At 62.9% G+C, this 26,897-nt stretch carries 23 protein-coding genes and 1 tRNA gene; 6 read left to right on the top strand and 18 right to left on the bottom strand.

Going from position 1 to position 26,897, the window contains the following annotated elements; translation table 11 throughout:
- Window positions 1-36 precede the first annotated feature (36 nt).
- Together MF134_RS20155 and MF134_RS20150 are read right to left on the bottom strand one after the other, a co-directional pair.
- Entirely contained in the window at window positions 37-1,251 is a 1,215-nt protein-coding gene (locus tag MF134_RS20155; protein ID WP_255341212.1) for an SH3 domain-containing protein, read from the bottom strand.
- 227 nt (window positions 1,252-1,478) lie between these two features.
- Complete coding sequence (locus MF134_RS20150; RefSeq protein WP_255341211.1) at window positions 1,479-3,686, bottom strand: FAD-dependent oxidoreductase; 2,208 nt, start codon at window positions 3,684-3,686, stop codon at window positions 1,479-1,481.
- Between the two features lie 167 nt (window positions 3,687-3,853).
- Here MF134_RS20150 and MF134_RS20145 point away from each other — a divergent pair, with 167 nt between their 5' ends.
- Complete coding sequence (locus MF134_RS20145) at window positions 3,854-4,633, top strand: EAL domain-containing protein (protein WP_255341210.1); 780 nt, start codon at window positions 3,854-3,856, stop codon at window positions 4,631-4,633.
- A 42-nt stretch (window positions 4,634-4,675) separates the two neighbouring features.
- Here the strand turns inward: MF134_RS20145 and MF134_RS20140 are convergent, their stop codons facing one another.
- Both MF134_RS20140 and MF134_RS20135 read right to left on the bottom strand, forming a co-directional pair.
- Window positions 4,676-5,884 carry an acetyl-CoA C-acetyltransferase gene (locus tag MF134_RS20140; protein WP_255341209.1) on the bottom strand — a complete coding sequence of 403 codons (1,209 nt, stop codon included), beginning with the start codon at window positions 5,882-5,884 and terminating at the stop codon, window positions 4,676-4,678.
- Between the two features lie 261 nt (window positions 5,885-6,145).
- Window positions 6,146-6,616, bottom strand: coding sequence for a MerR family transcriptional regulator (locus MF134_RS20135; protein ID WP_255341208.1), 471 nt, complete (start codon window positions 6,614-6,616; stop codon window positions 6,146-6,148).
- A gap of 290 nt (window positions 6,617-6,906) precedes the next feature.
- Here MF134_RS20135 and MF134_RS20130 point away from each other — a divergent pair, with 290 nt between their 5' ends.
- The 4 genes from MF134_RS20130 (at window position 6,907) to MF134_RS20115 (ending at window position 13,406) form a co-directional block, all read left to right on the top strand.
- Window positions 6,907-10,812 (top strand): peptidoglycan-binding protein, encoded by a 3,906-nt coding sequence (locus MF134_RS20130; RefSeq protein ID WP_255341207.1) that lies wholly within the window; start codon window positions 6,907-6,909, stop codon window positions 10,810-10,812.
- Window positions 10,813-10,947: 135 nt separating this feature from the next.
- Complete coding sequence (locus MF134_RS20125) at window positions 10,948-11,877, top strand: sulfite exporter TauE/SafE family protein (protein ID WP_255341206.1); 930 nt, start codon at window positions 10,948-10,950, stop codon at window positions 11,875-11,877.
- Window positions 11,874-12,821 (top strand): TIGR02186 family protein, encoded by a 948-nt coding sequence (locus MF134_RS20120; protein ID WP_255341205.1) that lies wholly within the window; start codon window positions 11,874-11,876, stop codon window positions 12,819-12,821. Before MF134_RS20125 ends, MF134_RS20120 begins: the two co-directional genes overlap by 4 nt.
- Window positions 12,822-12,869: 48 nt before the next feature.
- Window positions 12,870-13,406 carry a DUF3429 domain-containing protein gene (locus MF134_RS20115; protein ID WP_369695444.1) on the top strand — a complete coding sequence of 179 codons (537 nt, stop codon included), beginning with the start codon at window positions 12,870-12,872 and terminating at the stop codon, window positions 13,404-13,406.
- Between the two features lie 28 nt (window positions 13,407-13,434).
- Here MF134_RS20115 and pdeM read toward each other — a convergent pair whose 3' ends face one another.
- Both pdeM and MF134_RS20105 read right to left on the bottom strand, forming a co-directional pair.
- Entirely contained in the window at window positions 13,435-14,142 is a 708-nt protein-coding gene (gene pdeM / locus MF134_RS20110; RefSeq protein WP_255341203.1) for a ligase-associated DNA damage response endonuclease PdeM, read from the bottom strand.
- A gap of 149 nt (window positions 14,143-14,291) precedes the next feature.
- Window positions 14,292-16,856 carry a ligase-associated DNA damage response DEXH box helicase gene (locus tag MF134_RS20105; RefSeq protein ID WP_255341318.1) on the bottom strand — a complete coding sequence of 855 codons (2,565 nt, stop codon included), beginning with the start codon at window positions 16,854-16,856 and terminating at the stop codon, window positions 14,292-14,294.
- Window positions 16,857-17,247: 391 nt separating this feature from the next.
- Between MF134_RS20105 and MF134_RS20100 the strand changes: the two genes are divergently transcribed.
- Window positions 17,248-17,321: transfer RNA gene (locus tag MF134_RS20100), tRNA-Gln, on the top strand.
- A gap of 505 nt (window positions 17,322-17,826) precedes the next feature.
- On the opposite strand, the gene MF134_RS20095 is transcribed toward MF134_RS20100, so the two are convergent.
- The 12 genes from MF134_RS20095 to MF134_RS20040 form a co-directional block, all read right to left on the bottom strand.
- Entirely contained in the window at window positions 17,827-18,081 is a 255-nt protein-coding gene (locus tag MF134_RS20095; RefSeq protein WP_255341202.1) for a hypothetical protein, read from the bottom strand.
- Window positions 18,078-18,572, bottom strand: a complete 495-nt coding sequence (locus tag MF134_RS20090) for a hypothetical protein (protein WP_255341201.1) — start codon at window positions 18,570-18,572, stop codon at window positions 18,078-18,080. The genes MF134_RS20095 and MF134_RS20090 overlap by 4 nt, the downstream gene beginning before the upstream one ends.
- A gap of 97 nt (window positions 18,573-18,669) precedes the next feature.
- Complete coding sequence (locus MF134_RS20085) at window positions 18,670-19,188, bottom strand: hypothetical protein (RefSeq protein WP_255341200.1); 519 nt, start codon at window positions 19,186-19,188, stop codon at window positions 18,670-18,672.
- An 85-nt stretch (window positions 19,189-19,273) separates the two neighbouring features.
- Window positions 19,274-19,447, bottom strand: coding sequence for a hypothetical protein (locus MF134_RS20080; RefSeq protein ID WP_255341199.1), 174 nt, complete (start codon window positions 19,445-19,447; stop codon window positions 19,274-19,276).
- 964 nt (window positions 19,448-20,411) lie between these two features.
- Window positions 20,412-23,162 (bottom strand): M15 family metallopeptidase, encoded by a 2,751-nt coding sequence (locus MF134_RS20075; protein ID WP_255341198.1) that lies wholly within the window; start codon window positions 23,160-23,162, stop codon window positions 20,412-20,414.
- Between the two features lie 8 nt (window positions 23,163-23,170).
- Window positions 23,171-24,787 (bottom strand): terminase large subunit, encoded by a 1,617-nt coding sequence (locus MF134_RS20070; RefSeq protein WP_255341197.1) that lies wholly within the window; start codon window positions 24,785-24,787, stop codon window positions 23,171-23,173.
- On the bottom strand, window positions 24,784-25,188 hold the full coding sequence (locus MF134_RS20065; RefSeq protein WP_255341196.1) for a phage terminase small subunit P27 family: 405 nt from the start codon (window positions 25,186-25,188) through the stop codon (window positions 24,784-24,786). The genes MF134_RS20070 and MF134_RS20065 overlap by 4 nt, the downstream gene beginning before the upstream one ends.
- A complete protein-coding gene (locus tag MF134_RS20060; RefSeq protein WP_255341195.1) occupies window positions 25,185-25,511 on the bottom strand; it encodes a phage head closure protein in 327 nt (108 codons plus the stop codon). Before MF134_RS20060 ends, MF134_RS20065 begins: the two co-directional genes overlap by 4 nt.
- A complete protein-coding gene (locus tag MF134_RS20055; protein WP_255341194.1) occupies window positions 25,508-25,912 on the bottom strand; it encodes a DUF3168 domain-containing protein in 405 nt (134 codons plus the stop codon). The genes MF134_RS20060 and MF134_RS20055 overlap by 4 nt, the downstream gene beginning before the upstream one ends.
- Window positions 25,909-26,283, bottom strand: a complete 375-nt coding sequence (locus tag MF134_RS20050; protein WP_255341193.1) for an HK97-gp10 family putative phage morphogenesis protein — start codon at window positions 26,281-26,283, stop codon at window positions 25,909-25,911. The genes MF134_RS20055 and MF134_RS20050 overlap by 4 nt, the downstream gene beginning before the upstream one ends.
- 1 nt (window position 26,284) lies before the next feature.
- Window positions 26,285-26,560: a head-tail connector protein gene (locus MF134_RS20045; protein WP_255341192.1), complete on the bottom strand. Its 276-nt coding sequence runs from the start codon at window positions 26,558-26,560 to the stop codon at window positions 26,285-26,287.
- Window positions 26,557-26,897, bottom strand: a 341-nt coding sequence (locus tag MF134_RS20040; RefSeq protein ID WP_255341191.1) for a hypothetical protein, incomplete at its 5' end; no start/stop codon positions are given. The genes MF134_RS20045 and MF134_RS20040, both read right to left, overlap by 4 nt.

Below are 26,897 nucleotides of genomic sequence, written 5' to 3'. Positions count from 1 at the left end.
GACCGTCAGCCCTTCCACCAGCTGCGTACTGCGCGCTCAGTCTCCGTTCGGCCTGTCGATGAAGCTCTCATAGACGAAGCCCTGACGGCCCCTGTCGTCCTTCACCTCGCACCAGCCCTGGCAGGACACGATTTCGAGCGTGTCGCCCTTCGACAGGATGGCGACGATCTTCCCCTTATTGTCGGCCTCGGCCCGCATGTTCACCGAGGCATTGGCCGTGCCACGGGACGATGGGGTCCCTGCGCTTTCCTTTTCGCCTGCCGGCTTCTGGGCTGCCACTTCGTCATCTGTCGCCCGCAACAGGATCGATGGCGAGATCGCGACGAGCTCTCCGCTGCTTTCGGTCGAGCCGAATTCGTCATTGGAGATCTCGACGAGCGACGCCATCACACCGGCCTGGTGAGGAACGTCTCCGCCTTCGCCGGTGACCGGGGATAGTTCGGTGACCTTTTCCAGGCCGGTCTCTGCCATCGAGGGAAGCGCCGAATAGAGGCTTCCGGTGAAGGTCGTGTCGAGGGCAGACCCGTCCGGCGCCTTCGCAGAAGCTTCGGCGCTCTCCGGGAGACGAAGCGCCAAAGCCACGGCAACGGGATCGATGATTTCCTTGCTGCGGGTCGGTGGCATCCCGATGCCGCGCTTCTCGACTCTGAGGCCTGCGTCGTCGAGGATCGCTGCTGCCGGAAGCGCGGATGGCGGCGCTTTGCTCCTTCCCGTGCCGGTCGACACCTGCCGCGGGTCGGAGACGGTCTGCGCGCTTGGCCCTTTTTGGCTGTTCCGGTCCCCGTCTGTCGTTTGAATGTTGGGGGAGGAGCCGTCGGCGTCTCGCACCCTCTGAAGGTCGGCCTCCAGGCTCGATGGTTCGGGCAGGTCTGGCTTCACGGGCATTTCGCGCTCGGCGAACGGCGTTTGCCTCGAATTTTCTGGGTTGGCCTGAAACCAGAGCATCGCGCCGGCAAGAACGGCCGAGGACAGGATCGCCATCGCGCAGAAGGCCTGGATCGGCTTGTCGCGAAGTGCGGCCAGGCGCGATTGCGCCGCGGGTGCCATGGCATCCTTTCGACGCGACACGGCGGCACCGAAAATCCGCCGGCGAAGCCGGGTCGAGAATCGCGCCGCCTCTGCGGCTGCGTCGTACTGCCGGCGCCGATCGATGAGGCGCTTTCGAATGGCCTCTTCGCTGGGACGCGAGCCATTGTCCGCATACCCGACAGAGAAATCTCCGCCGGGATGAGGTCCACCCTCCGTCGACATGTCCCCGTCTCCTTGGCCGATCGCTTGGCTCAAAGGCCGAAAAACGGCCGTCCACGCGATCCGCAGCCTCCGGTCCCTCCACCGAGGCTGCTAAAATCCCTTCGTCTCGAATATCAACCTTTAAACATGGCAAAGCTCTGGCGTCATCTCATTTTGAGACAGATCGCCAGAGCTAACCTTAGAGGCCGGGCTCCTTGCGGGGTCGGCGCTTTGCTGCGTTGCCGCCCTCAGGCGGCTTGCGCCTGGCTGTCGGCCGGCTGGAAGCGCTGATAGAAGGTCTCGCCCTTCTCGGCCATCTCCCGCAGAAGCGGGATCGGCTGGAAGCGCTCGCCGAATTTCGCTTCGAGCTTTTCGCAGAGCGCGACGAATTTCTTCACGCCCATGCCGTCGATATAGCTGATCGTGCCGCCGGTGTAGGGTGCGAACCCGAAGCCGAAGATCGAACCGATATCGGCTTCGCGCGGGTCGACGACGACGCCTTCCGCCATGGTCCGGGCGGCCTCCAGCGCCATCGTCACCAGGAAGCGCTGCTTCAGTTCCTCGAAATCGATGCTCTCCGGGTCCTGCTGCGTGAACATCTGCTTGAGTTCGGGCCACAGCTTCTTCTTGGCCGGCTTCTCCGGGTAATCGTAGAACCCCTTCTGGGATTTACGGCCGAGTCGGCCATTGGACGTCATCGTCTCAACTAGCTTGAAATGGCGCGGATCGACGGCATCGTCGCCCATGTCCCGCATGGTCGCCTTCATGATCCGCAGCGACAGATCGATCGCCGTCTCGTCGTTCAGCGCCAGGGGGCCAACCGGCATGCCCGCGAATTTTGCGGCATTCTCGATCATCGCCGGTGGCACACCCTCGACCAGCATGTCGTAGGCTTCGTTCATGTAGCGAAGCACGCAGCGATTGGCGAAGAAGCCGCGCGAGTCGTTGACGACGATCGGCGTCTTCTTGATCACGCGGACGAAATCGAGAGCAACGGCAAGGGCTTTGTCGGATGTCTTCTCACCGAGGATCACCTCGGTCAGCATCATCTTGTCCACCGGCGAGAAGAAGTGGATGCCGATGAAGCGCTCCGGCTCCGCGAAGGTTTCGGCGAGGCTGGTAATGGGGATGGTCGAGGTGTTGGAGGCGTAGATCGCGTCCGCATCGAGCACGGCCGAAACCTTCTCGGTCACCGCCGCCTTCACGTCGCGATCCTCGAACACGGCCTCGATGACGAGTTCCGCGTCGTCTAGGGCCGCATAATCCGTCGTGGCGGTGATCCGGGAAACAAGGGCTTCGCCTTCCTCCTGGCCCATGCGGCCCTTCGAGACCAGGCCTTCCACGAGCTTCTGGGAATGTGCCTTGCCCTTGTCGGCGGCCGCCTGTTCCTGATCGATCAGGACGACGTTCAACCCACCCTTGGCCGCCACATAGGCGATGCCGGCGCCCATGAAGCCGGCGCCGACCACGCCGAGTGTCTTCAAATTGCTCGCCGGGACGTCCTTCGGGCGCCGCGCGCCCTTGGACAGCGCCTGCGAGGAGACGAAGAGCGAGCGGATCATCATCTGCGCTTCGGTGGTCTGCAGGACCTCCGTGAAGTAGCGCTGCTCGACGCGGAGCGCCGTGTCCATCGGCAGGAGCAGGCCTTCGTAGACGCATTTCACGATGGCGCGGGCGCCCGGGTAATTGTCCGCCGTCTCCTTGCGATAGAGCGAAGAGACCGCTGGCCAGACCTTCGCGCCCTGGGGCGAATAAACCGGGCCGGACGGCAGCTTGAAGCGCTCCTCGTCCCAGGGCTTCACCGGCGAAACACCTTCGCGCAGCATCGCCTTGGCGGTTTCGACCAGATCGCCATCGGCAACGACCTGATCGATCAAGCCCATCTTCCTGGCTTTTTCGGGCGACAGCGGCGCGCCCTTCAGAAGCATCTGCAGGGCTTCCTGGGTGTCGGTCATTCGCGGAACGCGCTGGGTGCCACCTGCGCCAGGGAAAATGCCGACCTTCACTTCCGGCAGGCCCATCACCGCCGACTCCGCCGCCACCCGACCATGGCAGGCCAGCGCCAGTTCGAAGCCGCCGCCCATGCAGGTGCCGTTCACGGCTGCCACGAAGGGCTTGCCGCAGGTCTCGAGCTTGCGCCACAGCCAGGACATCCTGCCGGCGCGTTCGAACAGCTGCTCGATCGCCGCCTGGCGGTTTTCACCGACGGCAGCGGCAAAATCGCTGAACATCCGGCTGATCGACTTCAGATCGGCTCCGCCGGTGAAGGAGCCCTTCTTGCCGGAGGTGAAGACCACGCCCTTGACCGCATCGTCAGCGACGACCTGATCGACGATCCGATCGATCTCGGCCATCGCGTCATCGGTGAAGACGTTCATCGAGCGGTTCGGCATGTCCCAGGTGACGAGAGCGATGCCGTCTGCGTCGGTCTCGACCGTGAAGTTCTCGTAGCTCATGGCGCTCTCCCATTGCCGTGGCGTTGGCAGTCCGGAAAATATTGCCGGCTGCGAATTATTGCTTGGGTTTCAGTCAGTTTGCGCGCTCTGCCGAAACGGAATTGAGGAACTCTAAACGAAATCGAGGCATCGTAAGCGCAGCTTGCGACCTTTGAGGAATCAATCCGATGCCCGCCGCCGCCTGTCCCGGATGCCAGACTTCCGCGCCCCTCGATTTCACATTCTCGATGGCCTTCCAGCCGATCATTGACACGAAGGACGATCGGGTTTGGGGATACGAGGCGCTTGTGCGTGGTCCGGCCGGCGAGGGGGCATACAGCGTTCTCAACCGGGTCACGAACGAACAGAAATACCGGTTTGATCAGGCCTGCCGGGTCAAGGCGATCGACCTTGCAGCGCGTCTCTTCCCGAGGCCTGACCTGCATCTTTCGATCAACTTTCTGCCGAATGCCGTGTACGAGCCTTCGGCGTGTCTGCGTGCCACCCTTGCGGCGGCGCGCAAGAGCGATTTTCCGCTTCAGTCGATCATGTTCGAGTTCACCGAATGCGAGGAGATGACGGACGTCGCGCATCTCCAGCGCATCATTACCGAATATCGCCGCATAGGGTTCATCACGGCGCTCGACGATTTCGGCGCCGGTTACGCTGGGCTCGGTCTGCTGGCCGACTTCCAGCCGGATCTCATCAAGATCGACATGCGACTCGTGCGCGACGTCGACCGCTCGCCGACGCGGCAGACGATCCTGTCCGCCATCCTCTATGTGGCTCGCGAACTCGGCATCAAGGTTCTCGCCGAGGGCATCGAATCCGAGGCCGAGTTTGGGGCGCTGAAGGCGGCGGGCGTCACCCTGTTCCAGGGCTATTATTTCGCCAAGCCGGCCTTCGAGGCCCTGCCTTCGACCAGCTTCGACCTGCCCACTGCGGTGATCGAGAGCGTCACCGCTTAGCAAGCCCAGCTTCCACCCGCGCGCGATAACCGGCACGGACGGTCACACGCGCTCGATGATCGTCGCCGTGCCCATGCCGGCGCCGATGCACAGCGTGACGAGGGCCGTCTGCTTGTCCTGGCGCTCCAATTCATCGAGCACGGTGCCGAGGATCATGGCGCCGGTGGCGCCGAGCGGATGCCCCATGGCGATCGCGCCACCATTGACGTTGATGATGTCGTGATCGATATCGAAAGCCTGCATGTAGCGCAGGACGACCGCCGCGAAGGCCTCGTTGAGTTCGAAGAGGTCGATGTCCTTGAGCGACATGCCCGAACGTTCGAGGAGCTTCTTCGTCACATCGACGGGGCCGGTCAGCATCAGGGCCGGGTCAGATCCGATATTGGCGAAGGCCCGGATTCGCGCACGCGGCTTGACGCCCAGCGCTTTGCCGCCTTCTTCCGAGCCGATCAGCACGCCGGCGGCTCCGTCAACGATGCCGGATGAATTGCCGGCATGGTGGACATGCTCGACCGCTTCGACCTCGGGATGTGCCTGGATGGCGACGGAATCATAGCCACCCATGTCGCCGATCGCCGCGAAGGAGGGGTTGAGACTTCCGAGCGACTGCATGTCCGAGGTCGGACGCATGTGTTCGTCGCGCTCGAGGATGGTCAGGCCGTTCTGATCCTTGATCGGGATGACCGATTTCTGGAAACGGCCCTCCTGCCAGGCCTTGCCGGCCCGCTTCTGGCTTTCCACGGCATAGGCGTCGACATCGTCGCGGGTGAAGCCGTATTTCGTCGCGATCAGGTCGGCGGAAACCCCCTGCGGCATGAAATAGGCAGGAATTCCGACCGACGGGTCCATGAACCAGGACCCACCCGACATGCCCATGCCGACTCGCGACATGGATTCGACACCGCCAGCAATGACGAGATCATCAGCACCCTGCGCAACTTTCGCCGCCGCGAGATTGACGGCGTCGAGGCCGGAGGCGCAGAAGCGTGAAATCTGCATGCCGGGGGCGGAGAACGCATAGCCCGCCTCGAAAGCGGCCGCTTTGGGAATGACGCTGCCGGCCTCCGCCACCGGATCGACACAGCCGAAGATGACGTCATCGACCTTCGCGGTATCGAGCTCGTTGCGATCGCGGAGCGCCTCCAGAACCTTGGCACCGAGGCGTATGGCCGGAACCTCGTGCAGGGAGCCGTCCTTCTTACCGCGCCCGCGCGGCGTGCGCACGTGATCGTAGATATAGGCCTCAGCCATGAGCGTCGCCTCCTCCGACATTGGCCGCGCCCATGCGGTGAACCCGCAGACGGCCGTCGGGATGACGGCCCTCATTCCAGGCGAGGCGTTTCCACGGCGATATGACTGCCATTGACGTAAACGTCAATGGCAGGTCGTGGATATTTCATCGGCTGGTGAAGTCGCCTCACGCTGGAGAGCTGCCTCGCGCTTAGCTTCTCCCGCCGGGCCGGCGCCCCGCGTAAGACCCGTCCTGTCCCGGATCAGCAGATCCGTCCGAGATCAGTGTGTCGTTTCCTCGAGCTGCGAACGCACAAAATTGATCGTCACGTCCATCGCTTCGATCGATTCCTCGATCTCGCGCTTCTGCTCGAGCAGGATGTGGCGCTGCTCTTCGAATCGCTCCAGCGAAACTTCGAGCTGCTTCGTCTTGCCGTTGGGCTGGTGATACAGCTCGATGAGTTGCTTCGCCTCGGTCAGCGAGAAGCCGAGCATCTTGGCGAGGAGGATGAGCCGCAGCCGCGTCCGGTCCCGGCGACTGTAGAGCCGCGTCGTGCCGCGCCGCGCCGGCGCAAGCAGTCCGCGATCCTCGTAGAAGCGCAGGGTCCGCAGCGTGACGCCGAATTCCTGGGAGAGATCGCCGATCCGGAAGGTTTCCTTGTCCGCATTGGCGTCGCCGCTCAGCCCAAGCAGGAAGTTCACGTCGACGGTTGGTTCTTCTTCTTGTGTTTCGACCGCTTTCAGATGTGCCATTTCATGATTCCATTTTGCCCCGAACGCGATGCCGAAAACCCGAGTCGGCAATCACACGTCCTACCTTAGCGGAATATCGGACCAAATACGGCCGTTAAAAGACCTAGGGAGGAAATTCCTCCAGCTTCATTCCGGCTTCCGGGTCTAATCCCTAATGAGCCGTAACTGACATTGGCCATCAAGATACCTCGCGCGGAGATGGTGTGGGATCGGCCCGATGCCAAGGCTCGAATCGTAAAGATTGTGGGAGCGGGTCCGTGACAGGCCCAGCCGGCCGGGAAAGACTGGATATGGCGGACGTAAGAGAGACGCAGGCGCATCAGCACAAGGGGGGTGACGAGACGTCGTCGCTGGAGTCGCTGAGCCGTACTCTTGAGGCACTGGAAGCGCGTCTTTCACGGATCACCGCCGGTCAGGCGCGGGCGGCGGAGCCGCCCATGCGCAGTCAGTCCGAGGCAGGCGAACGCGCCTCCGCCATGCGGGTGCCGGCACAAGTCGCGGCGGGCGGCCCGCGTCCGGCGCCGCGAGCCGAGTTCTCCGATGCCGTTTCACAAATCGTGATGCGCCAGCGTGCGCTCAACAAGGCCGAACGAACGGACGAGACAGGGTCGCATGAGGAGACGTCGGCTCGGGAGACCGTGAGCGAACGAGGCGAGGGGACGGTTTCGCCGCTGCCGCAAAGAGAGGGTGGTCGCTACGCGGAAGCTGCCGCGATGAACGAGCGTCGCCGGGCTGCCGGGGTTCCCGACATCACGGCTCAGCTTGAGCGGCTGCGCGAAGAGCTTCGCGCGGATATGGCCAAAAGCTTCCAGCCGCGGTTCGACGATATGCGTGCGGCCGTTGACGATCTGCGCAAGATGATCGCCGAACGGGCCAGCAGCGAGCAGATCGAGGCGGAGATTGCCCGGGTCGCCGACGGCTTGTCGCAGATGACCGGCAGTGGCGCCGATCAGGCCGGGCTGCAGAGTCTCCAGAGCGAACTCGATTCGATCGGCAAGCTGGTCAGGAGCGCTGCGCAGGAGGAGAGCCTGCAGCAGGCCGACCGCAAATGGGACGATCTGCGGACGACCCTGTCCGACCGGCAGGCCGCCGAGACGTCCGAGCGCCGCGACATCAAGGACGAGTTGGAGCGTCTCCGCAGTTCGCTGGGCCAGCTCGCCAGCGAGGAACATGTCAAGGCGGTCGAGCGCCGTTGGGAGGAATTCGAAGGCCGGCTCCTGGAGAACACGGGGCAGGGCACGGATGCGGGTCTGTCCGACCTCTTGCGCACCGAGATGGCCAGCCTTCGCGAAAAGCTCGAGACGCTCGCTTCCGAACAATCGGTCAAGGCAGTGGAGCAGCGCTGGGGCGTGCTCGAAGAGCGCTTCGCCTCGCGCGAGATCGAGTCGAAGATGGAAGCGATGGCGAGCCGCATGGAGCAGCTCGAATCCGCGCTCAACAAGCTTCCGGAGAATTTCGGTCTCGGCCCGTTAGAGCAGCGCATCCAGTCCCTGGCAGAGGGGCTGGACGTTCTCGGTCGCCGGCAGCAGGAGGAGGCGTCTGACGCACAATTCCAGCTCCTGGAAGACCGGCTCGACGAGATTTCGCGCGCCATCGTCGCGGCGGCGAACAAGGTGCCGACGGTCGACATGTCTCCGGTCGAGCGTGTGGAAGCGCGGCTCCAGGCTCTGACCAGCCGTGTCGACGGGCTGGCCGAGGCCGACACCGATGCCATGTCGGCGCGCATCGCGGACCTCGCCGATCGCATCGAAAGCCTTTCGGAGGGGTCGGCTGCAGCAGCCCTGACCGAGCGGATCGAAGCCTTTTCCAGCCAGCTCGACAATCTGGCCGGCCTCAACCGGTCGTCCGAGCCGGACATCTCCGCTCTCGAGGCGCGTCTGAAAGCGATCGGTGAGCAGATCGAACTCCTGGCCGTCCCGCGGCTCGACGACGAGATTGTGGCGTCGCTCGAAGCGCAGGTCCGCCAACTCACCGATCGGATTTCAGAGGTCGGGTACACCGGCGCGGTTTCCGACCCGGAACTGAATGAACGCCTTGCGACCATCGAGTTCCGGCTCGATGAAAGCCGCGAGTCCGCCCTCGAATCCGCCCGCGCTGCGGCCGACCAGGCGGTGAAGCGGATTCTCGAAAGCGGTGACAGCCGTCAGGGCGACTATGTCGCGCAACTGACCAGTGACCTGCGTTCGCTCGAGGAGATGTCGCGGCAGAGCGGCGAGCAATCGCAAGCCTTCTACGAAGCGATGCACGCGACGCTCCTGAAGCTCGTGGACCGGATCGATCGCATCGAAGGGGATTTCTCCGGATCCCGCCAGTCTGCCGGCGCTTCGTCGAGTCCCGAGGTCGCGGCCGAGGATATCGGCGCTCGCGAGGATGCCAAGCCCGCTGGCGGATTGCGGGGAATGCTGTCCAAGCGGCTCGGGCGCCGCCGCAACGCCGCAGCTGTCGCGAGCGAAGAGGCCGAAGCGCGCTGGGACGGAACAGAGGATGAGGGCGCTCTCGACCAGGAGTCCGGCTGGAATGAAACGCCGGACGAGCAGGGGCCTCTGCATCACGCCGCAGCACCTTCCGTTTCGGCGCCGGAGTTTCTCGACAGCCAGGAGGCCAACCGGCCTTTGGCGGTGGGGTCTGGCCAGCCTGACGTCATGTCGCTCGTGGAGCGGGTTCGAGCCAAGCAGGCGGTCCGCGACCATTCGAACGCTGGTGGGGCGGCCGGTTCTGACGGCAAGGAGGATTTCATCGCCGCTGCCCGCCGCGCGGCGCTCGCAGCCGCTGCGGAAGCCGATGCAATGCGCGGCGGCGACACCGGCGAGGAGCTGTCCGGCAGGGAGAGGCTCGGCGAGATGCTGGCGCGTCGCCGCAAGCCAATCTTTCTCGCCATCAGTGCGGTGCTTCTGGCCCTGATGGCTCTGCCCCTCGGCCATGTCGCCTCGACGATGATGGGTGGCGAGGAGCCCGTCGAAAAGCCCGCTCAGACCGCCAAGATCACGCCCGAAGCCGCCGAGCCGAATTCGGCTGCCGAAGGCATCGTTGCGACACCCGACACGGTCAAGCGTGAAGTCGCCTCGAACAGTCTCGCTGCGAAGGACAGCCCCCCCGACGTCGCCGGCAAGGCACCGCTCTTGTCTCCGGCGGCCCTTCCCGAATCAAACAACGGCTTCAAGCTGCCTGACGGCGTGGCGACGCCGAAACCCGAAACCGGGCGCTCTCAGCCCCAGGGTGTGGTGGAGACGGGAGACAGCCCGGCGGCTGCCGACGTCGTCGACGAGCCGGCTGCGGACAGTGCTTCCGTCGGCATGTCTTCGAACGATCTTCCGTCCATCCCGGAAGGCGTCGCACCCGAGGCTCTGATGGAGGCGGCGAAGGCGCGTGAACCCAAGGCCCTGTTCGAGATCGGTCTTCGATTGATGGAAGGCCGGGCCGGCGAACCGGATCCGAAAGCCGCCGCACAGTGGTTCACCCTGTCCGCCGACGCGGGTTTCGCGCCGGCGCAGTACAGTCTCGGAACGCTCTACGAAAAGGGCAATGGCGTCGAGCGTGATCCCGCCCGGGCGCGCGACTTCTATCTGGCGGCGGCCGAAGGCGGCAATGTCCGGGCCATGCACAATCTCGCCGTGCTCTACGCCACCGGCATCGATGGCAAGTCGGATCCGGAACTCGCGGCCCGCTGGTTCGAAAGCGCCGCCGAGTACGGAATGCAGGACAGCCAGTACAATCTCGGCATTCTCTATGCGCGTGGCGCCGGGGTCGATCGGGATCTGATGGAATCGTTCAAATGGTTCGCGATCGTGGCGGCCAAGGGTGATTCCGATGCAGCCGCCAAACGCGACGAGATCAGGAAGTCGCTCAACGGCGAAGAGGTCCAGCAAGCCGAGGCGCGCGTCTCGAGCTTCAAGGAGCGTCCACGCAACGAGGCGGCGAACACCGTCGACATCCCGAAGTCCTGGAACGCACCGTCGTCCCAGACCAAAACCTCGTCCATCACTCCCGAGACGTCGTCCGTCGACATGACCCGGGCGATCCGCAACATCCAGGCCATTCTGATCAAACTCGGCTACGAGCCGGGAGCGCCGGACGGGATCATCGGAGACAAGACGATCCAGGCGATCAAGGCCTTCCAGGCCGATAGCGGGCTGGAAGCCACGGGCCAGGTGGACGAGACGCTGATCCGCAAGTTGCTGGAGCGTCGAAACGGATAGTCTGCTGGCGCTCCCTCTGGCGGATTCCCGCCAAATTCAGGGGCGTCCGGCATTTGACAGCAAGGTGGGATCGGGCCAAGAACAGGTCCGGTCCCGCTTTCGTTTTCTCCCCAGCTTTCCAGATCGCTACGCCCGGTGAATCTCTATCTTCCGATCGCGGAAATTTCGGTCAACGTGTTTGTCCTGGTCGGGATGGGAGCGGCTGTCGGCTTCCTCTCGGGCCTCTTCGGTGTGGGTGGCGGCTTTCTGATCACGCCGCTTCTGATCTTCTACAACATCCCGCCGGCCGTGGCGGTTGCGACCGGCGCCAACCAGGTGATCGCGGCCTCGTTTTCCGGAGCATTGGCCCACTACAAGCGTGGGACCGTCGACATGAAGCTTGGAACCGTCCTGCTCCTGGGCGGGCTGGTGGGGTCGTTCGCCGGCGTCGCGATCTTCACGCTTCTGCGCCGGGTCGGCCAGCTCGATCTCGTGGTCTCGCTTCTCTACGTGATCTTTCTTGGCGGGATCGGCGGACTGATGCTGGTCGAGAGCATCCAGGCGATGCTGCGAACCTCGCGCGGCGGATCGGGGGAGGTGCGCCGACCCGGCCAGCACAGCTGGGTCCACGGACTGCCGCTCAAGATGCGGTTCCAGCGTTCGAAGCTCTATGTCTCCGTCATCCCGGTCCTGGGGTTGGGCTTTCTGATCGGTATCCTGGCCGCGATCATGGGTGTCGGCGGCGGCTTTATCGCCGTTCCGGCGATGATCTATCTGCTGCGGGTACCGACCAGTGTGGTGATCGGCACCTCGCTCTTCCAGATCATCTTCACCGCGGCGGTGACGACCGTCCTGCAGGCCGCGACCAATGGCACGATCGACGTCGTCCTGGCATTTCTCCTGATGATCGGCGGCGTCGTCGGTGCGCAGTTCGGGGCGGAGGCGGGGCGCAAGCTCCGTGGCGATCAGCTGCGTGCGCTCCTTGCGCTATTGGTGCTCGCGGTCGGGCTGCGCCTTGGCTACGAGCTGGTCGCGACGCCTGTCGAGCCGTTCACGATCACTCTTCCGACGGGAGAGATCGGATGATGAAACGTCAGGTGCGACTGCGGCAAAGGAAACGGGAAGGTGGCATTGCCGCGCTCATCGCGGCCGTCCTGGCCTTCGCACTTCTTCATGGGGCGTCCGGCGCGGCAGCGCAGGACGCCGTGGAGAGCTTCGAGATCGGGCTTTCCACCGACACGATCGCCATCAGCTCGGATTTCACCGGCGCACGCCTCGTCGTTTTCGGGGCCCTCGACAATGCGGACGCCCGTCTCCTGCGCCAGCAGCGTTACGACATCGTCGTCGTGCTCGTCGGTCCGCGCCGTCCGGTCGTCGTGCGGCAAAAGGAACGCACGCTGGGTGTCTGGGTGAACCGAGGGTCGGAGACCTTCAACTCCGTTCCCGGATCCTATGCACTTGCGGCGACGCGGCCGCTCTCCGACATCACGCGACGCGAATTCCGTCGGCGGCTGTCGCTCGGTATCCAGGATATTCGGCTGAACTCCGCTGCAGCGCCCGCGCCCGCCGGTCAGCCGACTATCGACAAACCGGGCGTTGCCGAACAGCCGCGCGCGCCGAGTCTCGTCACCGAAACGGAGCCGGGCTCGGCGGGTGACGAGCCGCCGGTGCAGTCTCTGGAACCCGACGAGACGGACGTCTACGCCGCGGCGCTTCGGCGCCTGCGCGAGCGATCGGGTCTCTTCAACCAGTCGGTCGGTTCGGTGGAGTTCGTCAGCCCCACGCTGTTTCGGGCCGATCTGCAATTGCCCGCGGGTCTGCCCACAGGACAGCATCTCGCCCGGGCCTATCTCTTCAAGAGCGGCGTCTTCATTCGGGAAAGCTCGGAGCCGCTTTGGGTGGTCAAGACCGGCTTCGAGAGCATGATATCGGACTTCGCCACCCACTATGCCGTCATCTACGGTTTTGCGGCGGTGGCGTTGGCGATCTTTACCGGCTGGTTCGGTCGCGTCGTCTTCAAACGCGACTGATCGTCCTCACCCGCTGCATGACCGCTTCGCCTTTGCGCCTCAGAGCCTATGTCTTCTCTCATGAGCAGGGCGCAAGACGAAACGGCCGAGTTCCGATCAGGCCAACCTCAGAGTGCCGAGATCGGAGGCGGGAGGTCTTCCAGCACCAGGCGTGACCATAAACGCACAGCCTGGGCACTCGCTTTGTTCGGGCTGGTTCCCTTCGTCGCGACGACCGGCCTCCTGGTCTATGCCGGCTCGGCGTTTATCGCCTATCAGCAGCTCGTTCTCGCCCATGTCGGCTATTCTACGACGATCCTCGCCTTCCTCGGCGGCATCCGTTGGGGCTATTCCCTCTCCCCGGACCATCAGAGCATCGGCACGCTGATTGCCTCGGTGGTCCCCTCGCTGTTCGGCTGGGCGCTCGTCTTCGTGCCGCCGCCCTATGTCTTCGCCGGATTCGCGCTCGGCTTTCTCGCCGCAGGCCTTTGGGATTGGTGGGCTGCCCGGAGCGGGCGGCTGCCGGCCTGGTTTGGTCCCCTGCGCCTGACCATTTCGCTCGTCGTCGCAGCGTGTCAGGTGATCGCCTTCGCCGTGACCTTCTGAATTTCTGGCTCTGTTTCTGTCCCGCGCATCAGGCCAGCGCTCGAAACCCGATCGGATAGATTCCCTTGTGCCCGATCATGCATGCCATCGCCCGTGTCAGGTCGAACATGCCGTGAAACGCCCGATCGAGGACATTGAGACCGCCGGTGGTGACGCCAAATGACGGCAGGATCATCCGCTCGCCATCTGTGGCGAAACAGGCCCGACGCGAGCCGCGCCCTGCAAGGCGTGCGACCGGATGCAGGTGTCCGGCGACCTCGCCACGCCGCGGCCCGGCGCTCGGCTCGTGGCGGAAGGAGAGCGCACCGACGCTGATCTCGGTCAAGGTCTCTCCGCCGAGGCCTCGCGGGGGCAGGGGGTCGTGATTGCCGGTGATCCAGATCCAGTCGCGGCCTTTCATCAACGTGGCAAGGCGCTCACGCTCGGGTGCCGGCATCAGCGCTGCACCGTCGCGATCGTGAAAGGAATCTCCCAGGCAGATGACGCGTGAGGGCCGGTAGCGATCCAGCGTCGAGGCAAGAAGCGAAAGCGTTGCCGCCGTGTCATAGGGCGGCAGGAACATGCCGCGGCGGGCAAAGGCCGCCCCTTTTTCCAGATGGAGGTCGGAGACGACCAAGGTGTTCGCCTCGACGAGATGCAGGACGCCAGCGGGGTCACAGACCACAGCTTCGCCGCCGAGCCGCATCGCCAGACCTTCGCACTCTCCCTGCTTCAGCCGCCGCGCCAAAGCGTTCATCGCCGCAATCCCGTGTCCCGACGTCTCGCTGGACGTCCATGATTCGCGTTTCGTTCTTGTTTGAATCATGGCGGGCAGAAAGCGCAAGCAGGATTTCGTCGGGAGGGCGAAGCTGCGACCCGGCACCGCAGGGCGCAGCCGGTAGATTCTCACGATCCCGCGTCCCGGGCGCCGTCATCCCTGATCTCCCCCATCGCCAGCGCGATCATCGCCTCCTGCGAAGCTTCGCGAAGCGCTTCGTCTCGTGCTTCGCCGACGACGCTTTCGCGACCGATTTCGAGCATCACCGGCACGGCGAGCGGCGAAATCTGGTCGAGGTCCTTGTGGACGATGTGATGTTTGATGCGGGCGAGGAGGTCCGACACGCGCGTGACGTCGAGGAGGCCGGTTGCGGCGTCGGCCCATGTTGCCTGCAGAAGGATGTGATCGGGCTCGTGGGCTCTGAGGACGTCGTAGACGAGGTCGGTGGAAACGGTCACCTGGCGGCCAGTCTTCTCCTGGCCTGGATGGCGCCGCTCGATCAGCCCCGAAATCACCGCGCATTGCCGGAAGGTGCGCTTCAGGAGCCAGGAATCGGCCATCCAGTCTTCGAGGTCGTCGCCCAGCATGTCCTCGTCGAACAGGGCGTCGAGGGAGAGCGAGCCGTCGGCGATCATCGCGCCCATGTCGCGGCGGCCCCAGATCGAGATGGCGTAGTCGGTGGCAACGAAGCCGAGCGGCATCGCCCGGGCGCGCTCCAGCCGGCGAGTCAGCAGCATCCCGAGCGTCTGGTGGGCGAGGCGCCCCTCGAAGGGATAGAGCACCATGTGGGACAGCCGGCCATTCGGAAAGGTCTCGACAAGGAGGTCGTCGGGCCCTGGAATGAGGGACTTTCTCGCCTGGATCGCGAGCCACTCGGAGACCTGATCGGGCAGCGCCGACCAGCGCGCCGGATCGGCGAGCATCGCCCGCACCTCCTTGGCGAGATAGGTGGTGAGCGGAAATTTCGAGCCGCCATAATAGGGCACCTTCGGCTCTTCGCTGGCTGCCTTGGTGACGAGGCACGAAGTCTCGAAGATGCCCTCGAACTTGAGGACTTCGCCGGCAAAGAGGAAAGTATCGCCGGGCGCGAGCGTTTCGAGAAATGCCTCCTCGATCTTGCCGAGCGGTCGTCCGCCCCGGGCGATCGCCGAGCGGGTCCGCCGCCGGATCAGCCGGATCTCCAGCATCGGCGCCTCGATGATCGTGCCGGCGTTCATTCTGTATTGCTGCGCGAAACGCGGATGAGTCAGGCGCCAGGTGCCGTCTTCGGTGAGCCGGATCTTGGCATAGCGCTCATAGACCTTGAGCGCATAGCCGCCCGTCGCCACGAACTCGACGATCCGGTCGAAGGCTTCGCGGGACAGGGCGGCATAGGGCGCAGCGGAAATGACTTCGACATAAAGATCGTCCGAACGAAACGGCCCAGCGACGGCCATGCCGAGCATGTGCTGGGCGAGCACGTCGAGCGCGCCGTCCCGTAGCGGGGGCGTGTCCTGGGCGCCGAGATAATTGGCGTCGAGGGCCGCGCGGCATTCCATCACCTCGAAGCGGTTGGCGGGGACGAGGATCGCCTTGGAGGGCTCGTCCATCCGGTGGTTCGCCCGGCCGATCCGCTGGGCCAGCCGCGAGGCGCCCTTCGGCGCGCCCACATGGACGACGAGATCGACATCGCCCCAGTCGATGCCGAGGTCGAGTGTCGAGGTCGCCACCACGGCCCGCAACTCATTCTTCGCCATGGCCGCTTCCACCTTGCGCCGCTGGCCGACATCGAGCGAACCGTGATGCAGCGCGATCGACAGCGTGTCCTCGTTGATCCGCCACAGTTCCTGGAACAGAAACTCGGCCTGGCTGCGGGTGTTTACGAAGAGCAGCGTCGTCTTGTGCGCCTTGATCGCCGCGTAGATTTCCGGCAGGGCATATCGCGCCGAGTGGCCCTGCCAGGGCACGCGCTCTTCCGATTCCAGAATGGTGATCTCCGGCTTGGCTCCGCCTGCCACCGTGATCAGATCAGCCTGCGGCGCGGCGCCGGGTGATTGTGCCACAAGCCAACGACAGAGTTCTGCCGGCTCGGAGACCGTGGCGGACAACCCGATGGTCTGAAGCTCAGGACGCAGTTTCCTCAGCCGTGCGAGCCCCAGCGCCAGGAGATGACCGCGTTTGGAGGTGACCAGCGAGTGCAGCTCGTCGAACACCACGTAGCGCAGATCGGAAAAGAAGGTCTCTGCGTCCTTCGAAGCGATGAGCAGCGCCAGCTGTTCTGGCGTCGTCAGAAGAATGTCCGGGGGCTTGAGCTTCTGGCGCTGCCGCCGCACCTGGGACGTGTCGCCGGTGCGGCTTTCAAGCGAGACGGACAGGCCGATCTCGGTGACCGGGCGCTCCAGATTGCGCTGGATGTCGGTGGCGAGCGCCTTGAGGGGCGACACATAGAGGGTGTGCACGCCGCGAGCCCGCTCCCCCGGCTTGCGCCTGCGGCGTCGCGACAGATCGACCAGCGCCGGCAGGAAACCGGCAAGCGTCTTGCCCGCCCCTGTCGGTGCGATCAAGAGCACTGACGCTCCGGCTTCGGCCCTTCGCAGCAATTCCAGCTGATGTAGCCGTGGCGCCCAGCCATGTCCGGCAAACCATTTGAGAAATGGCTCAGGCAGGAGGATCGGCGCGTTGTCATCGGCGGAAAGAGCAGGGCGGGCGGTCATGGCCGGAAGGTAGGGGAGAAACCACCCGATCGCCATCGATTAGCCGCCACCGCGGATAATTCCGAAAGCCTGCATCAACCGGAATCAGAGGCGGTCGCGCCGGGGGCTCGCTCAGGGGGCAATCCCGAGGGTGACAAGACGAATGCATCAAGAAGGCGGCGTCCGCCCGGATCAGCTTGGTCCTCCGCCGGTCGAGGCGTCAGCCGCTCACAAGAACCTCTGCAGGCAAGTCTCCCAGGTACACAATTTTTCGGCCATGAGGGTTCACACGCGCCCGCAAGATCGTTATATGACGCCCGACGAACGGCCAAGGCTACTCATATCACTCGGCAATAGCCGATCTTGATGCAGTATCGTGCTGTTCTTTAGCGTTCCTATCTGGGGCGCATGCTGGGGAATAGGTTAACGGTAGACCAGCGGACTCTGACTCCGTTAGTCCTGGTTCGAATCCAGGTTCCCCAGCCAACCTTCTTTTCTTCATTAAAATCAGAGAGTTAGAGATTCGCTCTCTGCTCCAAGTGTAGCAGTTTTGGGGATGATCCACCTGTGAATAAGTTACAGCGGCGGCGGCAACCGGTGCCTTCGCGGCGAAGATGAACTGTGGATAACCCGCTGTCCGAAAATCAGCGGCGCGGATAGCGCCATCAGCTAGTTGTCAGACCTATAACTCGTCTCACGACAGGAATTCGGCCCGTCGCGAATTTGACAGCCAGTCCTGAGAGTCCGACAAACATTCTGCCCCTGACGCTCATTCGATCAATGAAGGAGTCTGTCAGATGGCCGCAAAGCGTAAGCGCTCCCGCAAATCGCTATATTCGACAATGGCCGCGACCATTATCTCGATTGCGGCTTTAGTGGGCTTCGTCGCTGATCTTGCGCAGATTTTCGACGTAGCTCGGTCTTTGATCTGACGAAGAAGCAAAAGGGCCGGCGATAGCCAGCCCTTCTCTTTGTTATGCCGGAACGCGCTTCAAGCCGCTTCGGTCGTGTCACTCAGGCGTTCAGCCATATCGCAGAGAATACCCATCGCGTTCTCGATCGCGAGGTAGGCTTCGCTGGCCTTGATCGTGAGATAGCCGGACGCGTTCTGCGTGAGCGGATAGAGGGCGTCATGCGCGTCGCCGATCACGTCAATCACGCTGTCGATCTCGGATTTAAGCTCACTTCTTTCTGACCGAGCTGTGACGCTGGCAATAAGTTTCTGCATTTCGGGTGAAAGGGTCATTCTCCACCCTCCAAATCCATGTCGAGCGAGGGCCGAATGACGTAGGCAGTCCTGTCCTTCAGCGCTGCGACAACAAGGCCGGCCGCGTTTTCCGTTGCCTCCAATCTGCCAAAGTCCATTCTGAAACCGGGGGCTTCGGGCTCGCCTGCATGGATCATCCGCCCGCAAGCGGCAAGGACGAGGGAGCCCGTCTGTCTGCGCCTGATAGAATGCCGCAAGAAGTTCGAAGCGACACCTGGAACCGGCTCGGTGTCCAACGGCTTGAGGCCGGTCGCGGCTTCGAAGTCGAATGCGGCGGGGTGAATGGCTTCGCAACCATTCATCCCGTGATGCGCAAGAACGACGAGTCCAACCGGCGAATTGATATACTCTAGATGATAGAAGTCAGCTGTCCTGACGGTCTTGACTAGATCGCGATCGCCAATCTCTGACATGAGAAGTGCTGCGTAGGCTTCCCTTGTCATCTCTTCGTGCGTGTATGTCGCATTCATGCTATGGTTCTTTCTGCCCTATGGGCGCTGAAGTGTATGGACTGCACTTTCCTCTGTCGGCGCGGCTGCAACCGCGTCGGCAGGTATCGCAGGCTTTTCAGCCCTTGATTTCATAGACCGGGATCGTCAGGCGGACGGACTTCGCCAGCCGCGCCTCAATGCGGTTCAGTTCGACGATCTCTTCGAGGGCGCGTTTCTTGGCGGCCGGGTCAGAAAGATCGGACTTTTCCAGTTCGGTGATCCGGGCCTCGATCTCTTCACGCTTGAAGCGGTTGATCTTCTCCGCGAGGATGCGGAGCCCGTCTTGCATGGCGTCGGCGAGCGCTTCGGCCCGACCAAGTGCGCCGCGATTGATCACCCCACTTGCCTGAAGGTTCGAGCCTTCGAACTCCGGCCACGTATTTTCAGCGAAGCTCGGCAGGTGAACGCCACCGTAGCCCAGCATTTCGGTGATCTCGCTCCAGTCGCCTCCATCGGCATCGTTAGCCGTGTCAGCTTCGAAGAATGCCGCGAAGGTTCGCTTGAGGTAGGGGTCTGCCAAGTCAGGCATTCCCTTGGCAGCGGCCTTTGCCCGTTCCTTCGCTTCCCGTTTGTAGTCCGCCCAGCTTTTTGCCATCGCTTACTCCTCTGTTGGAATTGGAATTTAGATTTCCAATTCCAAAAGCGCAAGAGGCATTGGCAGATTATTTTCGGTGACTCTGCTAGGCATCCTCGTCCGCGTCCTCAGCGATCGAGACGCCCGCAAAACCGGCGAGCACGACCGCAACGGCGTTTTTCGCATCCGGTGCGCCAGTGATCGGGCAAACGGCCGCAGCGGCTTCGACGAGCTTCTCGACGACGGACCAAAATTCAGGCCGGGACAGGGTGATATCCATTGATGTTTCCCTCGGTTTGGAGATTGCGAGAGCGTCTATGATTCAGATTTACCGCGTCGTCTAGTAGGCGCCGCAAATATAATTTCCAAAGATATAAGTATATATCATTAATGACCTATCGTTAATTCTTAATTTTTCTGTTTTATGTAGCCTCGTGCCCTCGCTTCGCTCGGGTTGGCTCGCTGCGCTCGCCAATCAATTCAGGATTTTCTTTTGTATTGAAATTGTGTGTTGGAACATGCGTTGGAGCATCCCTGCGGAGATAGTTCTTTCCCCCCAGAAGGAAGCAAGGCTAGAAGCCTGCTATTGTCCTTCTAAGGGGTTCATTCTGCGTCTGACAGTTCGATGTAGAGAGTAGGCTTGTCTAGCCGGCGCGGTGGGGACCATTCCCGCGCCTTAATCTCCGAAACCCAGCCTTTCGGCCATCCCGGTCGCTACGGCCGCAGCCGTAACACTTCACGCCCGACCCTAAACCGCGATCGAAGCATGACCGACGTTGCAGTGCCTCCTTTGAGGCGTTCGCAGAGCGTCGTCTTTTCGTGATTGTCTTTCAAGGTTGCGCGCGGGCGCACCTTCGGCACAAACCGGTGTGGGCGTCCGATGATCTCCATCGGGGGAGCGATCACTACCGATCTTCCGGGCGGCTTCGACTGCCTGATGGGGACGGTCTCGTATTCCGTCCACCCTTTGAAACGAGGTCGATATGATCCGGCCCGATCTGACAAAGCTCGGGCCGGCATGACCTCTCTGTGTGCGCACCAATTATAGCACCGTAGGGTCGCGGAGAGAATCAGATTTTTCAAAGATAATTTTGTGCATTCCACTGATTTCTCCCTATAAGAAGGTGTGGATATGCTGCCGATACTCCTTTTTGGTCGCTTATCCGATCCCTGTGAAGGCGCGTCGGTCCCTGTTCTCCCCCGACGCGCCTTTTTTATTTCCTCGTTACTCGTCTATCACTTCTCTATCTGCGGCCCATTATTGAATCGAAGCCGCCACCGGGGCGGGTAGCATTGCGGAGTTCCTGTTGAACGATGGCGCGCATCTGCGCATCGACCGCCGCGGCGGTCTGTCGGGCAAGGTCGGCGTTCTGCTTTGGGTCGCCGCCGTTGGCGTTGAGCGTGACGTTTGAGGTGATGGCGATCGGTGCACTTGCGCCTGCGGTCGAGCCAAGGCGCGGCGAGCTGATCGGGGCGGCGCCGACGAGGCCGCCGGCGGCAGAAGCCTGAATGTCCCCGCTGTTGACTGCCTCAAGCAGAGCCCGGTTGCGCTTCGTTGCGGCTGCATTGACGACGAACTCGCCGTCGCTCAATCGCGCCGGGATGCTATCGCTTGTGCTCGTGCCAGGACCGCGAATGTAGCCGCCCGATGCCGCCTCGACGATGCCGCCGTCCTTGAAGCCGAACAGCTTGCCGATCAGGGCGAAGAAACCGCCGCCGCCTTCACCGCCGAAGGCGTTGGCGAAAAGGTTGTTGATCGCCATATCGATGAGCTTGGACGCGATCTTGTCGAGCACGTTCGCGAAGGCCTCCCCTGCCGACTTACCGGCGCGGAGATCAGCGACGAAGCCCTTTGCAAGATCGAGCCCGAAATTGCGCCATTTTTCGGCTGCCTGCTTGGCCTTGTCCTGTTCGTCAGCGAAGCCTTGAGCGGCCGCTTCGCCGTTCGCCATTTCGCCGGCGAGCGCTGAGATTTGCGCACGCTGCTGCGGCGTCAGGGCGATGCCGGCGCGCTGCGCTTCGGCGAGCATTGCATGTTCATAGCGGAGCTTGGCCGCGGCCGTTGCCGAGATGCCCAACGCCTGCTGTTCCATGCCCTGTTCGCCGATGAACTGGCGGGCGCTGGCGACAATCTCGCCATAGGCCAAAACCTGATCGCGAAGCGCCTGGGTCTTGGCCTTAGTCAGCTCGGCCTTGTTCTCTCGGTCGGCCATGAACGTTTCATCGTCGGCCTGTCGGCGAGCGCTCGCGCTTTCGATGTGCCACGGCTCGTGCTTCATCGGGAACGTCAGGCCGTAGGAACTGGCGTTGTCGTGAAACCAGTTGCGGGCCTCGTCGGTCTGAAAGTCCAGGTCGGCCGCGGTGCCGCGGTTGTGCTGCGACTTGCCAGGAGGTGCCACCCATTTACGTGCCGCGGCCTCGCTGCCGTATTTCTTCACCGCAGCGTCGAACAGCTCGGCTTGCCTTCGAACGGATCGGGCACCGCTGTTGATCGTGGTCGCGGCCCGAACGGCATCGGGTGCGGACGCCAGCATTTTCGCGAGGGCGTCCGCGAAGTCGGCTTCCATGTCGAGGACGTAGCTTTTCGGCTTGCCGCTCGCGAGCTTCCCAGAGAGATAGCCGGCGCTGTCGGTGGTCGCCGTCTTGATCGAGAGCGCGGATAGAGCCTCGTCGCGAAGCTTCTCGGCGCGGATCGTGTCGCCGATCGAGGTGGCCTTTTGAAGTGCGGCCCGATACGCGCCGTTGATGCGGGTCCGGGCATCCATCTCGGCGAGTTGCCCGGTCAATCCGGGGATCTCATTCTTGAGGCTGCGGATCGCTTCGGCGAAGCTATTGATGCCGCTCGCACCGGAAGCACCGGCGCTGTTCATGCCGGCGACGGCCTCGTTCAAAGTCGTGACCTTCGGGGCGGCATCCTTCGCCTCGTCGCCAGCTTGGAAAACGAAGTTCTCGCTGTAGCCTGACCGGCGATCGAGCACGTCGCGAAGGCGCATTGCCTCGTCAGTGAGCCGCTTTACGCCCGCCTCTGCGACCTTGATCTCGCCGTCTATCGCGCCGGGAAAGAAGCTGTCGGCGCGCTGCCCCTTCAGCTCGGCGATGCGTTCGATGAGCGCCTGTCGATCGCCGTAGATGCTCTGCAACTGCTTCTGGATCGTCCTGTCGGCCTGTTCCTCGAGCTTGTTGAACTGGTCGAAGAACTCGCCCATCCCGTCGACCACGTCGACCACGGCGCGCTTGAGGCCGGTCGAGACGGTCTCGGTGATCTTCTGGAACTTCCGGTCCAGCTCGTCGGCGCGCTTGATCATGGCGTCATCCATGATGATGCCGAAATCGTTCGCCTCCTTGATCAAGGTGCGCACGCCATCGGCGCCACGGTCCAGAAGCTCGACGAAGCGCTCGCCGCCGGTGCCGCCGAAGATCTCGTCGGCGATGCGGATCTGAGACGCCTTGTCGAAGCGTTCGAGCTTGCCGATGATCTCGACCAGTAGGGCCGAAGGGTCTTTGAGCTTGCGCGAGAGTTCGGTCGCGGTGAAGCCAAGCCGCTTGAAGGCTTCGGCAGCGGGACCGGCGCCGGTGATGCGGAATTCGTCGGCGCGAAGGGAAAGCTCCTTCATACCGTCGACCAGGGCGTCGACATCGATGCGGTTCTGTCGCGCGACGTAACCAAGTTCCTGAAACGCCTTCGATGAAAGGCCGGCGCGCTTGGCTTCATTGCTGACGTTGGCGACCTCGCGGGTCAGGTCGCGGGCGCGACCGATAATGCCCGCGATGCCGCCGGCGGCGAGACCGGCGAGGCCTGCCTTCAAGCCGGCGGACATGCCCTTGCCGGCCTTGGCGAAGGTGCTTTCGAGCCTCGACGCGGACTTCTCGGCGTCAGTCTCGATCCGCTTGAAATTTTGATTGGCCGCGCGCTGCGCTCGGTCAAGGTTCCGCTGAAAGTCGCGGATTTTCGCTTCAAGTCTGATAGCGAGTTCTGCTTCGTCGCTTCGCGCCATGGTGTTCCTTAAAAATAGGCCAGCTCGTCGGACCAGGCGTCCGACGAGTAGATCGAGGGTGTGGGCTGTTCGTTGGCTGCGGCACGCGAGACCGCCATCCACGTCGCGACAGCGCCGTCGATCCGATCGGTGCTCTTGCCTTTGTGCATGGTGCGATTGCCGGCGCTGTCGGTGTGGATCGCGACGTTCTGGAAATTCCAGCGCAATACGGGGTGCCCGCCGTGCTGGAACTTCTCGGCGACGATCGCACGCTCAAGAGTGTTCAGAGCCGGCGATTGCGTTACCCAGCCCTGCCGCATAGTGGCGACGGGGAAGCCATCCTCGGCGAGTGGTGCCATGACGGGTTGAGCGTAAGCCGGATCGAAGTTGACCTCGCGCACGTCGTAGAGGTCGGCAAGCTGGCGAATGTGCCGCTCAACCGCGCGGTAATCGATCACGTTGCCGGGCGTCGCCGTGAGGTGCCCTTCGTCCTTCCAAGCCGGATAGGGCACGCCGTCACGTTCGCCACGGGCGCGCACGTTGTCGCCAGGAATGAAGAAGTGAGGAAGCACGACGAAGCGCTCGTCGTCGTCAGGATGACGGAACGCGGCGACGACGGCGGTTAGATCGGTCGTCGTGCTCATGTCGACGCCAATCCAGCAAGGCTGACCAGCGAGGGCTTCCATGTCGATCGGGTCGGCGCCGCGATCGTAAACGGCCATATCGACGAAGGGATCGGTCGACTTGTCGAGCCAGATATTCAGCTTGAGCTGGCGGAAGGATTCGCGCTCGATCGGCGAGCGCTCGGCGCGCTTGGCGTGCCGGCGCATACCGTCCAGGCTCGGGTAGCCATGGGCCAGGCCCGGATTGACGCGGTGCCATAGAGCTTCGTCCTTCCAATCGTCCTCGGTGTCGGCTTCGAAAAGGATTGGCAGGATCGAGGCGTCTTTCACCTCGCCACGCGCCACCTTGCGGGCGTCCTCGATCACACGCCATGCGGTGCCGTCCTGCCCACGTCCTGCGGTCGTGGCGATGACAAGCAAGCCGTTGTCGGTCTTCTCAAGGCCGGTCGTCAGGGCTTCGAAAAGGTCTTCACCACGCCAGACGTGTAGCTCGTCGGCGAGGACGAAGCCGGGTGTTCGGCCATGCTGTGCCTTGCCATCGCTCGACACGACTTCAAGGAACGATCCGTCGCGATTGAGGACGATCTTCTTAGCCGAATTGTGAGCGTCATAGATCGAGGTTGCCGCCAGAACGCGCTTGTCCTCGCGGATGATGTTCGCTGCCTCGCGGAAGCCGATGCCTGCCTGAGTGCGATCTGACGCGGCAAAGATGGCCTCTCCGCCGGGAACGCGCTCGGGTCCGATCGTATGGAGAAGCGCGAGAGCCGCCGAGAGCGAGGTCTTCCGGTTGCCGCGCGGTAGGAGAAGCACGACCGTCTTGACGATCCGATCGCCGTTCGGGTGGCGCGGACCATAGACGCGCCGGACGATGCGTTCTTGCCAAGGATCGAGTTGGAATGCGCGGCCCGGTGCCTTCGGATGCTTCAGCCGGCGAAGGAACTCGACCGCGCGCTCGCCATAGCCGAACGGGTCGTCGATCGGGCTGTCGTCGTAGATCCATGCGGGATAGGTCGAGCTGGTCATAGATCGAGCGGTGACGGCTCGTCATCGGCCGCCGATCCCTGCATGGCGGTGCGGCTGCGGCTGTAGGGCGTCAGGCCAAGCTCGGCCGCAAACAGGCGCGCGGTCTTCAACGCCGCGTCTTGGGTCGTCACGGCCGGGTGGCGCTTCGGGCCGGACGCTGCGATGTAGGTGGCGCCTTCCTTACGGATCACAGCTTCGGCCTCGCGGACGCGGCCCATGGCTGTTGCGTAGCCCTCCAGGGCGCCGAGATCGGCAATCGTCAGAACGCCGCGCTCGACGAGCACCGGCGCGACGCGGCGCCATTCGGCCTTGGCGTCCTTCGACAACCAGGTCGGCGGGTTCGGCACGGTCGCGATCGGGTGCGAGCCAGCGATAACGCTTTCCGGCTTCCTGCCCTTCATCGGCGAGCCTCGCACCGCAGTTCGAGCCCTTCGCGCCGTCCGATTTCCTTGATCTCGACGAGGTCGAAGGCCTGTCCTTCGAAGATGACGCGGTCGCTTAAGGTCACGTCGGCGCGGTGCCGGATGCGGAAAACGATCGCGGTCTCGGTGCGCTCGCCAGAGGCCGCGAGGAATTCATCGGTCGACATGGTGACGCGCTGCGCCGCGACGGTGACGATCGGCGTCCAGGTGCTCGCCGCCGTGCCGTAACGGTCGACGGTCTCGGTCTCGGTCTCGGTCTCGCGCGAGATTGTGATCTTGCGGTCGAGCTTGCCGGCTTTCATTCGGGCGCCTCGACGAGCGCCGAGAGCGAGATGACGGCGTGCCCATATTCGCCGCCCGGATCGCGCATGGTGCGAACCTGATCGACGGTGAAATCAATCAGGCCGGGATGGGTCGGCGTAGTCGACAAAGCGAGCGCCACGGCTGCGGCGAGGGTCTTCACCGCGACCGTTCCCGCCTCCTTTGTCCAAGCGTGAAGATCAACGAAATAACGAACGTGACGTCGTGAAAAAGTAATGTTTTCGAGCACGGTTTGAGAGGGTCCGAAGATGATGCCGGGGAAGGTGTCAGGGCGAAGATTGCCGTCGCGGATCGAGGCGGGCGCGATCAGGGCGGTAACGGCCGGATCGTTGACCAGGCGGTCGCGAATAGCGGCCTGAAGGTCGAGCGACGGGTCGATCATTTCGCCCATTTCTCTTTGACGGCCTTGCTGATCGCCCGCTTGATCCGGGATTGAATGGACTTCTTCTGAAGCCGGTAGGCCGGATAAAAGAACGGCTTCGCTGCGGCCTCGGCGGTGCCGTGCTCGACATGGACGGCGTAGAACGCCACGTTGTCGCCGGCGAGGATGCGGCGCTGTAGATCATGCTCGCCGGCTTCCTTTCTGATCGAGTCCTTCAGGTCGCCGGACTGTTCGGGTGCCAGGTGCTGCGCCGCGGCGACGAGCTGATCGGCGCTCTTATCCAGCGCCGGGGCCACGGCCTCGCGGATGGCGCGCGGGATCGCGTCGAACTTCCAATTGAGCTTGGCGAGCTGATTGGACGAACGGACCACGTCAGAAGCTCCATTCCCGGTGCGCATTCAGCGGCGTGAATAGTTCCGCCGGTGGCGTCTCGCTGCGGGTGTCGTAGCAGAATGCGGCGACGCGCATGACGGCGCCGTTGATGATCGCGTCGTCCTCGGCGAGTGTGGCGAAGGTGTCGCGGCCGATCCATGCGGCTGCCAGTTCCGTTGCCTCGCCGATGAGGTTCGTCAACAGCGTGTCGTCGCTCGTATCGTCAGGATCGAGCCGGAGGTGCGATTTCAAGTCGGACAGGGTGATGGTGGTCATTGCTGATAGCACTTTCCTACAATGAGATGTCCGGTATTTGCTGTTTCAGCTCTGATGACCGGCTTAAGTTTTAGTGACATGAACGTCGATGTTAGAGCATTGAAATAGAACTCTTCGGTATCAGATACGCATTTCAAGTTGAGGTATTGCTGTGATATTTCTTCACAATCATTGATTTTTCTGTCGCCTATAGAAATGCTGTATTTCTTCGCGTTCTCATCGTAGATTACGGCGTTGCTCGATCCGACAGTAGGAACTATTGAAGTATTCCAGCGAAAATTGCTGAATTCGACAATGGTAGCTTTCTCAGCTTCGCATAGTGCGATCAGATTGCTAG

This window comes from Jiella marina (assembly GCF_024359545.1).
Classification (GTDB): domain Bacteria; phylum Pseudomonadota; class Alphaproteobacteria; order Rhizobiales; family Rhizobiaceae; genus Jiella.
Note: the sequence above shows the minus strand (reverse complement) of the source record. Positions and strands in the feature narration are given on the sequence as shown.

Excerpts from the sequence above, each read along its gene's own strand:
- MF134_RS20155 (WP_255341212.1), bottom strand. The coding sequence starts at position 1,251 with ATGTCGACGGAGGGTGGACCTCATCCCGGCGGAGATTTCTCTGTCGGG.
- MF134_RS20150 (WP_255341211.1), bottom strand. The coding sequence starts at position 3,686 with ATGAGCTACGAGAACTTCACGGTCGAGACCGACGCAGACGGCATCGCT.
- MF134_RS20145 (WP_255341210.1), top strand. The coding sequence starts at position 3,854 with ATGCCCGCCGCCGCCTGTCCCGGATGCCAGACTTCCGCGCCCCTCGAT.
- MF134_RS20140 (WP_255341209.1), bottom strand. The coding sequence starts at position 5,884 with ATGGCTGAGGCCTATATCTACGATCACGTGCGCACGCCGCGCGGGCGC.
- MF134_RS20135 (WP_255341208.1), bottom strand. The coding sequence starts at position 6,616 with ATGGCACATCTGAAAGCGGTCGAAACACAAGAAGAAGAACCAACCGTC.
- MF134_RS20130 (WP_255341207.1), top strand. The coding sequence starts at position 6,907 with ATGGCGGACGTAAGAGAGACGCAGGCGCATCAGCACAAGGGGGGTGAC.
- MF134_RS20120 (WP_255341205.1), top strand. The coding sequence starts at position 11,874 with ATGATGAAACGTCAGGTGCGACTGCGGCAAAGGAAACGGGAAGGTGGC.
- MF134_RS20115 (WP_369695444.1), top strand. The coding sequence starts at position 12,870 with ATGTCTTCTCTCATGAGCAGGGCGCAAGACGAAACGGCCGAGTTCCGA.
- pdeM (WP_255341203.1), bottom strand. The coding sequence starts at position 14,142 with ATGAACGCTTTGGCGCGGCGGCTGAAGCAGGGAGAGTGCGAAGGTCTG.
- MF134_RS20105 (WP_255341318.1), bottom strand. The coding sequence starts at position 16,856 with ATGACCGCCCGCCCTGCTCTTTCCGCCGATGACAACGCGCCGATCCTC.
- MF134_RS20095 (WP_255341202.1), bottom strand. The coding sequence starts at position 18,081 with ATGACCCTTTCACCCGAAATGCAGAAACTTATTGCCAGCGTCACAGCT.
- MF134_RS20090 (WP_255341201.1), bottom strand. The coding sequence starts at position 18,572 with ATGAATGCGACATACACGCACGAAGAGATGACAAGGGAAGCCTACGCA.
- MF134_RS20085 (WP_255341200.1), bottom strand. The coding sequence starts at position 19,188 with ATGGCAAAAAGCTGGGCGGACTACAAACGGGAAGCGAAGGAACGGGCA.
- MF134_RS20080 (WP_255341199.1), bottom strand. The coding sequence starts at position 19,447 with ATGGATATCACCCTGTCCCGGCCTGAATTTTGGTCCGTCGTCGAGAAG.
- MF134_RS20075 (WP_255341198.1), bottom strand. The coding sequence starts at position 23,162 with ATGGCGCGAAGCGACGAAGCAGAACTCGCTATCAGACTTGAAGCGAAA.
- MF134_RS20070 (WP_255341197.1), bottom strand. The coding sequence starts at position 24,787 with ATGACCAGCTCGACCTATCCCGCATGGATCTACGACGACAGCCCGATC.
- MF134_RS20065 (WP_255341196.1), bottom strand. The coding sequence starts at position 25,188 with ATGAAGGGCAGGAAGCCGGAAAGCGTTATCGCTGGCTCGCACCCGATC.
- MF134_RS20060 (WP_255341195.1), bottom strand. The coding sequence starts at position 25,511 with ATGAAAGCCGGCAAGCTCGACCGCAAGATCACAATCTCGCGCGAGACC.
- MF134_RS20055 (WP_255341194.1), bottom strand. The coding sequence starts at position 25,912 with ATGATCGACCCGTCGCTCGACCTTCAGGCCGCTATTCGCGACCGCCTG.
- MF134_RS20045 (WP_255341192.1), bottom strand. The coding sequence starts at position 26,560 with ATGACCACCATCACCCTGTCCGACTTGAAATCGCACCTCCGGCTCGAT.